Genomic DNA, 12,675 nt, shown 5'->3' with positions numbered 1-12,675 from the left:
GACGCGCGCTCGGGTTCTTGCTTCCGCTCCGCCGCGACGATCGGCTTCACCGGCCGCTCTTCGGGCGCCTGCGGTCCGGCGGGGCGGGAACAGGGACGTTGGGACAGAGATGCTGTGCGATGGTGCCGGGCTGCGCGCCTCCTGCTGAAAAGCGGTCTCGGCAAGGGCATTGTGGGCGGTGAAACTCGATCGTGGAATTCCGCGGGCCGTGGTCCGGTGTGCGCGGAAGCCGAATCGGGTTCAGGCGCCAGGCAACCCGTGGTGGACGTGAAGAGGATCGACGATGGTGACGACGGTGGAAGAGCCCGCACAGCTGGCGGCGGCCTGGCTCGATCGGACCTACGCGGGGCGGGTGGAGCTCGCCGATCCGCAGCCCTTCGTGGAACAGCCGAAGGCATGGCTTTTCGCCTGTCGGTACGCCGAGCAGCCGGAGGAGCCGATGCTGGCGGCGACGTTGGCGGTGCCGAAGGACGGCGCGGAGCCGTTTCCGGTGGCCAACGCCGATCCGCTGGACGGGGAGCTGAACACGCCGGACGGGACGGATTCCTGGCGGCGGCGGGTCAACGCCCGCAACTGTCTCATCGCGGCGGAGGCGACGTTCCGCAGGCAGCCGACCAGCGCGTTGCCATGGCACCCGGAGGACGAGACACCCGGCTGGTGGGATCGGCTGCTGGACGAGTTCTTCCCGGACGCCGAGCGGGGTGTCTGCGCGACGTGGTCGCAGGTGGCGTCCGCGGTGGCGGCAGGGGGCCCCGGCACGAACGCCGTGGTGTGGCTGCGCCGGCAGCGGGACGGGGTGCCGATCACCGGTCATCTGCTGTATGTGCGCTATTGGGAGGGCCGCGCGGTGGTTCTCGACGCGGTACGCGGCGATGTGGCCAGTACCGACGACAGTGAGGTCGCCGAACTCAGGGTGGCCAGGTTCCACCGCCCGGAGGTCGACGCGGCCGCGGCGCCGTCGTACCCCTGGCAGCGGCCCGCGCCGGATTTCGAGAGTGCGGTGGCCAAGGCGAACGAGTGGCTGGAGCACGCGTATTCGGGGGCGGTGGTGCTGGTGGATCCGGCACCGGTCGACGAAACCCATCGCGGCTGGCTGTTCGCGTGTACGACTCGTGCGTTCGCCGAGACCGGGGAGTGGCGGGAGCAGATGCTCGACGCGGCGCTGGTGGTTCCCAAGGCGGCCGGTGAATCGCCGTTCGGTCTGCCGAATTCCGATCCCTGGCCGTGGATGGCGCGATGGGACGACGGGGAACCGGATCTGCCCGATCCGCCTGCCTCGGGTTCGGCCGCCTGGTTCGCCGTCACCATGGAACAGATCGGCGAGGTGGTCAGCGTGCACGAGTACGCGGGCTGGGCCGAGGCGATGGAAGAGATCGTCAATTTGTCCGAAGGGGCACGTGCGGTGATCTGGGTGCGCCGGAAGGATTACCGTGACCGGGAAACGGTGGGCAATCTGATCGTCCTGGCGGTCGAGGAGGACGGCGTCCGGTTCGTGGACGGGATGGCCGAGAACGGCACGGCCACCTTCGAGGCGAACGCGGCGGGCGTGCACGTGATCCGGTACCGGTGAGGGAGAACGACATGGCGAAGAAGACACCCGCGGCCGGACGGACCGTCGACGTCGAACTGCCCGCCGATCCGGACGGCGGCGAGGAAGCGGTCAAGGCCGAGCCTGGTCAGCGGCCGGAGCAGTCCGAAGTGGACGAGTCAGGAGCGGGAGAGGACCAGGTCGGGGAGGAAACGCTCGACCTGTCCGACCGCTGGATCTTCATGATCGACCCGGCGTGGCAGGCCGCCGACGAGAACGGCCAGCCACCGCTCGCCTCCGTGGTCGGCGGCTGGTACGTCGACGACGACGGGGAAACCGGCCTGTTCCACCCGAATCCGGACTACCAGCCCTCGGAGCCAGGCCTGCCCACCGACCCGGTGGACGCCGCCCTGCAGCTGGTGGTGCGCGGCGAGATCGACGGCGACGAGCTGCTGAAGTCGCTGCCCGACATCACCTACGGGGTCGCGCTGGACGAGGACGGCACGCCGGTCGTGGCGCTGTCCCCGGACGACGTCCCGTCGGTGCTGGTGACCACCGCGCCGGCACACCGGGCGAGGGTGAACGTGTCCGGCTGGACGGAGGTGACCGCGAGCGGGCTGGCCGAGGCACTGCCCGACGAAGGGATCGACGTCCTGCTCAACCCGGGCGCACCGGCGTCGATGCGGTTGCTGGCCGGGGCGTTCAAGGAGTCGGCGACGGCCGCCGCCGAGTAGGCGGACGGGAGCGACAAGGCAGATGCGCGATTTCGCCGGCCGGGCCGGGGACTGGATCGAGAGCACCTATCAGGGGCGTGTCGAACTGGCCGATCCCGAACCGATCCGCGCCACCGGGCGATCGGCGCTTTTCGGCTGCCGCTACGCCGATGTCGCGGAGCCGATGCTGGCGGCCACGATCTGTGTGCCCGCCGACGGTCGCGAGCCCTTCCCCGTGAGCAACTCCCGGCCGCTGGACGAGGAGGCCACGCTGCTTCGGCCATCCGGAGGCGGTGCGCGGTCATGGCGCTGGTCGGTCAACGCGCGCAACTGCGTCATCGCGGCCGCCGCCGCCGTCGACGGATGGCCCGCCCGCGCGCTGCCGTGGCAGCCCTCGGACGAGGAGCCCGGCTGGTGGGAGCGGATGCTGGCCACCCACTTTCCCGACGCCGAGGTGTCCGTCTGTGCCACCTGGTCCCAGGTGAACGATGCCGTCGTGGACACCGGGCCGGGTACCAGGGGCGTGGTCTGGCTGCGCCGTCAGCTGCGCGGGCAGGAGGTGACCGGGCAGCTGTTCTACGCCCGGTTCGACGAGCGGAACACGGTCGCGTCCGTGCTCGACCCGCAGATCGGCGCGCTCGCTTCGGTGGACGATGGTGAGGTGGAGCGGCTCGTGGTGGCTCGCTTCCGTCGGCAGGCTGCCTGACGCGTTTCCTGGTAAGGCTTTTCGCGTCGCGCGGTCCCCGGAAAGGCTTGGCCTGCCCGAGGACCTACCGCGTGTGCGCCGTGGAATCACCACTCATGACGATTCGCCGATACTCGTTGACAAGGGCTTTCAGCGAGGTCCCGGGTACCCGCATGGACGCCGGCGCGCCGGGGTTGAACAGCACGTCGGCACCGGAGTCGGCCAGCTCCTTGACGGTGACGTCCACCCAGCCGTGCGCGGCCACCCGGGGGCGATGCGCCGGCGCGGTCGTCGCCAGCAGGGACGGTACGCCGTCCGGCGCGGGCTCGATGACGGCGAGGCCCGTTTCGTCCACGGCGAGTCCGAAGTAGATCTCCGGCAGCACGGCCAGGAGGTCGGACATCTCGGCCTCGCCGCGGGCGACGAGTTGCAGGTTCGCGTCGACCGGGTCGGTCGGGAGTCCCGGCTCGGACGGTTCGTAGCCCGGATTGGGCCGGAAGTGCCCGGTCGTCCCGTTCTGCCCGATGTACCAGGCGCCCACGACGGCGCCGTCCGGCGGCTCGGGCTGCTCTTCGGTGGGCCGCCAGGCGGTGTCGACCATGAGCACCCACTGGTCCCGCAGGGGGACGTCGGTGCTGCTGGTCGTGATCGTGCTGTCCTCGGTCATCGGGGTCCTTTCGTCGCCGTGTTCGCCGGAAGGGCCACGTCGTCAGTAGCCGACGTAGCCGCCGCCGTCCGCCAGGCCCTGGATGCCCGGTACTCCGTTCAGCGAGCCGTAGCGGGAAATCGCGTAGCGGACCCCGGCGATGATGTTGTCCACCGGGTTGTTGATGACGTCGTGGCCGGGCAGCTTGTAGGCGTCGAACGTCGTGTCGATCGTCTGCATCAGGCCCATGCTGGGATGGCCTGCCGCGGCGTTGCTGTCCCAGTTGTTGATGGCGTTGGGGTCGCCGCCGGACTCGTGCTGGATGATGGTCGCGATGAGCGCCGCGTCGGCGTCGCTGACGTTCACGCCGTTGGCCCGGAGAATCTCGATGGCTTCCCGGATCCAGTCGGCTACGTCGCCGCTCGGCGGAACCATCGACCAGCCGCCCCCGCCGGGCACGGACACCGGGTAGGTGTGCGATGGCACGCCCGCGCCTCCGCCGGACGAGTAGGTGACGGGGTACTCGGCACGGGACGTCGATCCGGTCGACGACGTCGGTACGGCGGCGGGGGAAGACTCCGACGCCGCAGCCGGTTCCTGCTTCGCCTTCGAGGCCGCGGGCGCTCCTTCGGTGGGGGAGGCCGGATCGGATGGCTCCCGAGGGCGCGTCCTTCCCGGCTGACCGTCTTCGCGGGGTGACCCGGCCCGCGGACCCCACTGCGAAAAGACGAGCGGATCCGCCACCGGATAGAGGTCCGGCCGTTGGAGGCCACCGGTGCTCGCGCGCACGACATGGCCGTGGGGTGAACCATTCGGCGGGAAGGGCGACTGGTGGGACACCGTGAAGACGCCGTGGTTCGGCTCGCCCGGCGACCCGGAACCGCCGCCGCCCGGCCCCCCGGTGTGGTCCGGACTCTCGGTGCCTGCCGGACTTCCGCCGCCCGGCCCTTCGGTGCCTGCCGGGCTCCCGCTCTCCGGATACGTTGTGCTTTCCGGACTACCGGTTCCCGGATCCGACGCGCCGGGCTCGTACTCGGCGCGGGTGAGGGTGTCGTTCAGCGCCCGCGTGTCCTCGGTGAGCTGTCGTACGGCGGCGGTGCTCCCGTGGTCGACCGCTTCGAGGTCCTGGGCCACCGTCTTCAGATCGCGGGCGATCTTGCCGAGCGTCGCCCGGAGATCGTTCGTGTGCTGGACGATGCCGCCTTCCCGGTGCTGCAGTACAGCCTGGAACCGGGCGGCGGCGGGGAAGTCGCCCGGGCGGAGACCGGCGGCGTTGAGCCGCCCGAGCGAGGACATGTCGTCCATGAGCTCGCCGATCTCGGCCGCGCTCCGTCGCAGCACGTCGGGATCCAGCGAGGTCCGGTCGGGAGAACTGGTCATCGCTGTCGACCCCCTTTACGTGACGGCCCGGTCACGGGACTTCCGGAGCTGCTGGGACCAGCAAACCGTGAGAGCGGTACCGGCGGCCAGGGTTGTGCACGTCCGGCTCGCAGGTTTGTCCCTTCGGCCAGGGAATGAGCCCGTACCGCACGTGGTGCGGCGAAACTGACCACGGCCGGGTCGAGCCCGATACGGCCGGATTCGGAGGAGGCAGTTGATGAAGAAACTGATGGTCGCCACGCTGCTGGGGCTCGGCGCGGTGGTGGCCACGGCGGTCCCCGCGTCGGCCGACTCACTGACCTATTCGGGCCGCTGGTTCCACGACAACCGCGAGTGCGTGCTGACCGGGCTCGCCGTCAGCAAGGGCCCCTACGAGTGCAGGTGGAACGCGGGCGGCAGCGTCTGGGAACTGTGGTGGAGCTGAGCGGCACGACATACGGAGAACTCGGTGTGGTGCGCTGAAGTCCCACCGGATCCGTTTTGACACCAGGAAGACGGAGTCCGCGCTGTCCGGCGCGGGCCCCGTCTTCCTTGGCCACACCGGAACACTTCAGTCGGCTGACGAGTTCCGGTTGTTCTGGACACCGTTTTCCTCATGGCGCCGCCAGAGCGCGTCGCAGATTTCGTGTATTCCCGCTTGGAGGTGCCGGCGGTAGCTGCTGAACGGCACGCCGAGCCTGGCCGCGGCGGCCCTCTGGCTGGTGTCACGGTCGAGGTGGGTGGCCTGGACGGCGCGCAGGTGTTTGATGCTCCGTGGGTCGCGACGCAGGGCGTCGACGGTGGTGACAACGGCCGCACGCAAGGCGCCGACATCACCGTAGACCCGGATGAGCCGGTTCACCGCGATCGCCTCGTCGTCATGCCAGTCGCGCAGGGCCTGCTTGACCGCGGTGAAGAATTCCTCCTGGGAAATCGCCGGTGCCTGCCCGGCGCCCTGCGCGGCGTACCCCAGCATGCCGGCGAGCCTCAGTTTCCGCTCGGCTCGTTCGAGATGATGCCCGAGGGGAGTCTCGCGCCAGTCGCGCGTGAACAGCCCCCAGCTCCCGTCCTCCACCTCGGGGATCTTCCGGTACAGCACAAGGTCGTACGCTTCGAGATGGGGCGCGACGATCGTGGCGTTCGGCGCGGGTACGAAGCTCGCGACGAGGCTGTTGTCGCGATGCAACGACTTGATGGACTGGTACCCGGTGTGGAGCGTCACCTCGATCACGTAGTGCTTGGAGGACAACGCCGGAACGTGGAAGCGAGCCACCCCGACATGTTCTCCGGGTTTCACCTGCCCGGCGTGCTCGAGATACTCCTGGACCGGCGCGAGCGCGGGGTCCCCGCCGAGCTCGTCCGTCCCCGGAGACAGGCGCAGCCAGACGTCGAAGGACACCACCGTCAGGTCCCCGGCGCGGTGGTGGACGGTGAAGCCTTCCGGTTGCCTGTCGAGCCAGTAGGCCACCAGGCGCGCGTGTTCCTCGCCCCGGTCCTCGCGCGCCAGCCGCAGTAGATCCTCACGCATCTCCGGCAGGTACGCACTCTCGAACAACGCCTCGCGTCCCCGAAAAGCGAGGCTCTCGTTGCTTGACGAGGTGAGATACCGGCTGAGGTACAGCAGATCCTTCGCCGCCACGTCGATCGCGTCGTCCGAAACGGCCGATCGGCCGTCGAGCAAATGCCGCCACAAACGCAGATTCACTTCGGCGTAGACGAGCGGGTCGCGCCATTTGAAGGAGGAATCGAGTACCTCGCGGACCAGTTCGTGGCAGATCAGTCCGTGCCGCCCGACTTCCACGTACGGCAGTTCGGTGAGCCAATCGAACACGACGCGTGCGTCGTGTTCGCTCAGGCCGGTGCGCAGCAGGCCCATGGTGGTGTGGCGGACGTGGCCGCAGACGCGCAGGCCGTACTCGTGCGCGGCGGACGGTGCCCGGTCGATCACGCGGGCCAGCAGGGTCTCGACGACCTGGGGGCTGGGTTCCCACGGGGTGTCGCAGGCCGTAGCGGGTGTGGCAGCGGTTTCTTCGGCCGCCAGGCAGAGGGTGAGCGGATGCCCGGCGGCGAAGCTGTTCACGGTGGTGTGCAGTTCACCGGGAACACCACGCTGGGTGAGCAGATCACCGGCCTCGTCCACGGTCAGCGGCGCCAGGGCGATCGTGCGCACGAGGTGTCGCCAGCCGGGGCCGAGTGTCCAGCGTGGTTCGGGGCGGTGCCGCCCGGCCACGACGACGACGGTGTCTTCGGGCGCGGTGGGCAGCAACTGGTCGCGGAACCAGGTTTCCAGGGCCTGACAGTGCTCGAACCCGTCGACGACCAGCACCGGCCGGGTACTCGTGTGCACCGGCGCGACGGCCTCGGCCAGCGTGGTGGTGGAGGTGAGCACGTACTCCCCGTCCACCCACACCACGGTGTGCCCCCGTTCCAGGGCGTCGTCGGCGAGTTGCCGCAGCAGCGCCGACTTCCCGATCCCGCCGGGCCCGTGCACGAACAACACCTGCGGAGCGCCCGGCTCGCCGGCAAGCGCCGAGGCGAAAACCCGCCGATACTCGGCGCGGCCGACGAAACCCGCACGGGAGAACTGCCGCACACGCTCGGCCATCGAACGCCGTCCGCTCGGGCAGACGCTTGGGAGGGGCACTACTTCGTTCACGCCTCGTCCCCTTCGAACTCGGACGGTTTCACGCCGGTGTCGGCAAGCATATTTCCGATAGCGGGCGGACTCACGCGGGCGGCACCTCACAATTCCATTGAGGACAGTAGCGGGGCGGTCGCTCTCCGGCACGGTCGATCGACGGTGAGGGCGTTCTCGGCGTGAGAGGGTCAAACGGTGATTCCATAGTGAAAAAGTGAAGATATTTCTTCTTATGGCCCCGGGCAGGCTCGGAAAAGCTTTGCCCGCGCGGAAAACCCTGCGCGAGGGGAAGTGGCGCGGAAGGGCGGCATAGGGGTCATCGGCACGTACTCGCTATCGCCAGGTTAACCGTGTAACTAGAATCGTGGCGTCCAGCCTACCCGCCCGGCCGCGAAGCCGGGATGTGAGATCCGGCTCGCCCCCGCCGGCGGCCCGCGACGGCACAGGGCACGACCGGCGGGCGGGGGTTCAGCGCGGCGAGGCCGCCGATCCGGTCGCCCGGTGGGCCGTGCTGCCCCGCACCACCAGTTCGGTGGGCAGGGTGACGACGTGTGTTCCCGGCTCCCCGCCGATGGTGTCCAACAGCAGGCGGGCCGCCTGCTGTCCCTTTTGCGTCATGGGCTGCCGGACTGTGGTCAGCCCCGCGCCCGCCGCCGCGGGCAGATCGTCGAACCCCACCACGGCCAGGTCTTCGGGAACACGCAGGCCACGGCTGGCCGCCGCTTCGAGCAGGGCCAGTGCCAGTACGTCGGTCGCGGCCAGTACCGCCGTCACCCGGCGGGTGTCGAGCAGCGTTTCGGCGCCCGCGCGGGACTGCGCCGCGCTGAACCCCCCAGCCTCGACGACCGGCGGCACGCCGACCCCGGCCTCGGCGAAGGCGTCGCGGTAACCCTTGACCCGCGCTTTCATGACCCGGTCACGAGCATGGGCGACCCGCGAGTGGGACGCCGTCCCCGAACGGCCGTCCGGGCTCAGGCGGCTGACCAGCACGCCCACGTCGCGGTGGCCGAGCGCCAGCAGGTGCCGCGCCGCTTCGCGGGCCGCGCCGCGGTCGTCGACGCCGACCATGGAGTGTCCCTTGAGCGCGGGGCCGTCGATGGTCACGACCGGCAGCCGGCGGCGCAGGACGCTGTCGAGCACCGGGTGCCGATCCGGCATCGCGTACACCATGAAGCCGTCGACCACGCCGCGCAGCAACGTGTCGAGGCTCGCGGCGGCGGGTGTCGTCTCCAGCGGTGCGGGCAGCAAGGTCAAGGCGATCTGGGCCAGCTCGCCGACTTCCGAGATGCCGCGCATCAGCAGCGCCACTCCCGGATCTTCGAACGCGTAGGACAGGGAATCGGTCAGCACCAGTCCGAGCGCGCCGATCTTGCCCGTACGCAGCCCGCGGCCGGTGGGGTTCGGCCCCGGGTAGCCCAGCGCGGCGGCCGTCTCGAGGATGCGTGCTCGCTGCTGCTTGGAAAGTTTGTCGGGCCGGTTGTAGGCATACGAGACCGCGGCGTGCGAGACGCCGACGGCTTCCGCCACCTCCCGCATGGTTACCAAAGACGGCCTCCGGCTTCCTCTTCGGCTGCGTTCCGCCGCCTCGGTTTCCCTGTGGGCATCCTACGTTCGCGTGCTCGCCCCGATGGCCGTTGCTTGCACAGACGCACATGATCAGGTTACCCGGTTAACCGTCGATGGTCGGCCGAATGATCACGTGGCTCAGGCGGGGCAACAATCGTTGCCCGCGAGGGCACGGCGCTGTTCCACCATGTCGCCGGCGCGTTGTCCGACGGACAGGTCGAAGTCGAGGAGCTGGCGGCGGAACAGCCGCTCACCCAGCTCGCACTGACGAAGGTGGTCTCGCGCCCGCTGGCCGCCGGTCGCGACACCGTGGCGAGCATGATCACCTACGGCGTGCTGGCACTGCCGCTACTGCCGCGCAACCCGGACCGGCTCGCGAGGCTCCGCGACGACCCGGCCGCGGCACCCCACGCCACCGAAGAACCCCTCCGTCCGCCCGGCACCGGCGCCGGGCTGACGCGGGTGGCACGGGCGGACACCGAGCTCGCGGACACCCTCGTCGCGGCGGGGTGACTACCTGGTGGCCTCGGTGCGGGCCGCCAACCACGATCCCGGCGGTTTCCCGCTCCCGGCCCGACCGGCTGGGGCTCACCCGGCCGCGCGGCACGCATCTCGGCCACGGCCCCGCAGCAGTGCCCCGGCCAGCACATCGCCCGGCTGGAGCCGATCGCGGTGCCGTTCGAGGAGATCCAGTGCAAAAAGGACACTGCCGGGCTCGGACCGGTCGCGTTGCCGGTCGCCTGGGACGAGGTGCGGCCCTGTCGGACAGTCCGGACCTCCACGCCCACGTCCTGACCGAGGTCGCGCTCGCCGTGGCCGAGTCGATCGCTGGGAGCGTCCCGCGCAAGGCGTTGCACCCGGCCCGCGCTCTCGGGCTCCCCAGCGACCACAGTGGACAGTCCGCAACCGGAAGGAAAGCTTCCGGAAAGCACAAAACCCCAGGTCATCGTTTCCGATAACCTGGGGAGTGCGGGTGCGCCATCAGGGACTCGAACCCCGAACCCGCTGGTTAAGAGTCGAAACCCGGACGTGTCGGGTGGTGTCGAGTGATGCCATCCAAGGTCGTTTCGTCTGCTCGGGGCGCTGATTGGACAGTCCGAAGTGTCGGCTTGTGTCGTGCGGTGTCGTCGTGTCCGTGTTCTCTCGGGCTCCCCTCGGGCTCACAGATGCCGGTCTCTGTCGCCTGGTCAGGCCGAGTACGGACATGTTCGTGGTGCCGTGTGAGCCGGCGGGTGTGGTGGCGGTGAGTGCGGTCGGTGATCGGGTGCGCCGGGATCGGGCGTTGTGGATCCAGTGTGCATGTACGGCGCTGGTGGCTCTTGGTGCGGCGTATGCGTCGTATCGCCATGGTCGGGAGTTCGCGTTGCGGTTCGGTGCGGATGAGTCGACGGCGTCGATCTGGCCGTTGATCGTGGATGGCCTGCTGACCGCGGCGACGGTCGAGCTGTGGAAGAACGGCCATGATGCCCGCGCAACTGGTCGCTGGGCGGCGTGGCTGGCGTTCGGCTTCGGCATCTCACTGTCGTTGTGCGCGAATATCGGTTCGGCTTCGCGGTTGAGCGTGTTCGGCGTGATGGTCGCGGCGTGCCCGCCGCTGGCTCTGCTACTGGCCGTCGAGCTGCTGAACCGGGCGCTAAAACGGCACCGAGCTGAGACGGTGCCTGTGGCGACGGAGAGTGTTTCCGAGACCACCAACGAGAGCGACGATCGCTGCGAGTCTCCTGTCGAGACTGGGGCGGAGGTCAGTCTCGCTGTGGTCTCGGACGGGGCGAGACTGACCGCGGAGGAGCGGATGTGGGCCTACTTCGTGGTGGAGCGCGCGAAGGGGCGTACACCGAGCGGTGCTGAGCTGGATCGGATGGCCGGCACGCACAATTACGGTCGGCGGATGGTCCGGAGGTGGCGTGACAACGGGCGGCTCTCCGAGCTTGTGGCACAGCGGCCGCTGCGCGCCGTTCGAGCCTCGCTGTGAGGTCGGTCTGGGAGCTCATCCTGCTAAGGGCGGTGGGTATCTTTCGTAACGGACGCTCGCGTAGACGTGCACGATCGTCTTGGCAGTCCTCGTTCGTGAGCCGATCACGCGCCGATCGGGACGTCATGTGGCCGGAAACCTGAGCGGGCATGGCCGAAAGTCCCCGCTCGCCGCGACGGAGGCCACTGGTGCGCCGTCAGTCCGGTCGGCAGGCTGGAAGTGCGGCGAGGAGGACGGGACGATGCTGACCAAAGCGACAGCGAGCACCGGGAAGACGCACACGTGGTCACAGGACGAGAAGACCGTTCTCGTGGGTGCTGCCCGCGAAGCTCCCCCGCGGAGACTCGGCGGTGGTTGGGTGATGGGGATCGACGGTGGCGTGATCGACTTGTACGAGCGGCCCGGTGTGCCGGTACTCGGTGGTGACCGTACGGGCCGCGCGCGGCTGATCGGCTGCGGCGCCGTGCTGGCGAATCTCGAGGTGGCCGTGCGGGTGCTGGGCTGGGTGCCCCGGACCGGGTTCGGGGGTACCCCGGCGGAACCGGACCGGGTCGCGCGGATCGTCAGCGGGACACGGGCGGCGCCGACCGCGCGAGACCGGGCCCGGTACTGCGCGGTGTTCGGCAGAGCCATCGAGTCCGAAGTAGACAGACTGTGGCTGTCGGACAGGCTGGTGCGCCGGTTGCGGCCGTGGCTTCAGGGGAGTGGCGTGTATATCCGGGCACTCCGGGAGGAACGTGCGGAGACCCGGATGCGCCGCCGCTGCTTGCCAGTCGGCGGGGACGGGCGTTCGTGTGACTGTGTGGCGGTCGCGGTCGACACCGAGACGCGTTCTCAGCTGGTCAAGGTCGGAAGGGTGGCCCAGTACCTGCTGCTCGCCGCTGCCGAACTGGGCGTCGAGGGCAGGTTGGAGACCAAGCCCTTCGCTTATCCGGGGACTCGCGCGGAGAAGGCAGCCGCACTGGGGATGCCCGGTCTCGCGGAACTGCTCGTCACCATCGCGATACCCGATGGGGTGCGAGGACCGGTCGACGGCCCGGTGCGCCCGGCCGCCTGACGTCCGGCGCCGGGCGCCGGACCGTCATCGCGTTCCCGCTTGACCGCAGCCGCGCGTTTCGCGTTCACGGAGACGACGCGGCGTGGTGCCGAGCGACCCGGTGCGTCGGCCGCCGCTGCGGGCGGGCGCACCGCACGCGTGGGAAGGAGATGTACATGGACGATCGTGAGAAGGCACAGGCAGGGACGGAAGGCCGAACCGGAAACACTCCTCCAGACCGTGAAGAATCATGACCAGGGTCCGCGGGGCCGCGATCTCGTGACCACGCACGTCTTCAGCGTTGAGGAGGAGACCCCCGCTCGAGGAGATCGTGCGGACCCTGGTGGACCACAAGGTGAGCGCGTTGCCGGTGCTCGATGGGCAGCGTCGCGTGGTCGGGGTGACCCCGAGGCCAACCTCGTGCTCAAGCAGCGGGAGCCTCCTCACCCGTCCCCATCGCGCGCCGCTGATCGGCCGGATCCGGACGACAGGGCGGATCGCACGCTCCGCGTACGGGTGGGCCGAACGCCCC

At 69.7% G+C, this 12,675-nt stretch carries 11 protein-coding genes; 7 read left to right on the top strand and 4 right to left on the bottom strand.

The window, feature by feature from the left end; all coding sequences use genetic code 11:
• Positions 1 to 283: 283 nt before the first annotated feature.
• From ABD987_RS27985 to ABD987_RS27975, 3 genes are read left to right on the top strand one after another with little or no spacing between them, the layout of a single operon-like run.
• Complete coding sequence (locus tag ABD987_RS27985) at positions 284 to 1,570, top strand: YrhB domain-containing protein (protein WP_345400162.1); 1,287 nt, start codon at positions 284 to 286, stop codon at positions 1,568 to 1,570.
• A gap of 11 nt (positions 1,571 to 1,581) precedes the next feature.
• The gene (locus ABD987_RS27980; protein WP_345400159.1) at positions 1,582 to 2,262 is read left to right on the top strand and encodes a type VII secretion system-associated protein; all 681 of its coding nucleotides are present in this window, start codon (positions 1,582 to 1,584) and stop codon (positions 2,260 to 2,262) included.
• Positions 2,263 to 2,284: 22 nt separating this feature from the next.
• On the top strand, positions 2,285 to 2,947 hold the full coding sequence (locus ABD987_RS27975; RefSeq protein WP_345400156.1) for a toxin glutamine deamidase domain-containing protein: 663 nt from the start codon (positions 2,285 to 2,287) through the stop codon (positions 2,945 to 2,947).
• A gap of 64 nt (positions 2,948 to 3,011) precedes the next feature.
• Here ABD987_RS27975 and ABD987_RS27970 read toward each other — a convergent pair whose 3' ends face one another.
• Complete coding sequence (locus ABD987_RS27970; protein WP_345400153.1) at positions 3,012 to 3,593, bottom strand: type VII secretion system-associated protein; 582 nt, start codon at positions 3,591 to 3,593, stop codon at positions 3,012 to 3,014.
• Between the two features lie 42 nt (positions 3,594 to 3,635).
• Positions 3,636 to 4,952, bottom strand: coding sequence for a transglycosylase SLT domain-containing protein (locus tag ABD987_RS27965; RefSeq protein WP_345400150.1), 1,317 nt, complete (start codon positions 4,950 to 4,952; stop codon positions 3,636 to 3,638).
• Positions 4,953 to 5,169: 217 nt separating this feature from the next.
• Here ABD987_RS27965 and ABD987_RS27960 point away from each other — a divergent pair, with 217 nt between their 5' ends.
• Positions 5,170 to 5,376 carry a hypothetical protein gene (locus tag ABD987_RS27960; protein WP_345400147.1) on the top strand — a complete coding sequence of 69 codons (207 nt, stop codon included), beginning with the start codon at positions 5,170 to 5,172 and terminating at the stop codon, positions 5,374 to 5,376.
• Between the two features lie 126 nt (positions 5,377 to 5,502).
• Here the strand turns inward: ABD987_RS27960 and ABD987_RS27955 are convergent, their stop codons facing one another.
• Both ABD987_RS27955 and ABD987_RS27950 read right to left on the bottom strand, forming a co-directional pair.
• A complete protein-coding gene (locus ABD987_RS27955) occupies positions 5,503 to 7,536 on the bottom strand; it encodes an ATP-binding protein (protein ID WP_345400144.1) in 2,034 nt (677 codons plus the stop codon).
• A gap of 501 nt (positions 7,537 to 8,037) precedes the next feature.
• Complete coding sequence (locus tag ABD987_RS27950; protein ID WP_345400141.1) at positions 8,038 to 9,096, bottom strand: LacI family DNA-binding transcriptional regulator; 1,059 nt, start codon at positions 9,094 to 9,096, stop codon at positions 8,038 to 8,040.
• A gap of 240 nt (positions 9,097 to 9,336) precedes the next feature.
• On the opposite strand from ABD987_RS27950, the gene ABD987_RS27945 reads away from it, so the two are divergent.
• From ABD987_RS27945 to ABD987_RS27935, 3 genes are all read left to right on the top strand, one after another.
• Positions 9,337 to 9,648, top strand: a complete 312-nt coding sequence (locus ABD987_RS27945) for a hypothetical protein (RefSeq protein WP_345400138.1) — start codon at positions 9,337 to 9,339, stop codon at positions 9,646 to 9,648.
• A gap of 691 nt (positions 9,649 to 10,339) precedes the next feature.
• Positions 10,340 to 11,107, top strand: a complete 768-nt coding sequence (locus ABD987_RS27940; protein ID WP_345400135.1) for a DUF2637 domain-containing protein — start codon at positions 10,340 to 10,342, stop codon at positions 11,105 to 11,107.
• A 361-nt stretch (positions 11,108 to 11,468) separates the two neighbouring features.
• A complete protein-coding gene (locus ABD987_RS27935) occupies positions 11,469 to 12,164 on the top strand; it encodes a hypothetical protein (protein WP_345400132.1) in 696 nt (231 codons plus the stop codon).
• Positions 12,165 to 12,675: the final 511 nt, after the last annotated feature.

Source organism: Amycolatopsis samaneae (assembly GCF_039541975.1).
Lineage (GTDB): Bacteria > Actinomycetota > Actinomycetes > Mycobacteriales > Pseudonocardiaceae > Amycolatopsis > Amycolatopsis samaneae.
The sequence above is the reverse complement of the archived record's forward strand: the minus strand, read 5'-3'. Positions and strand labels throughout refer to the sequence as shown.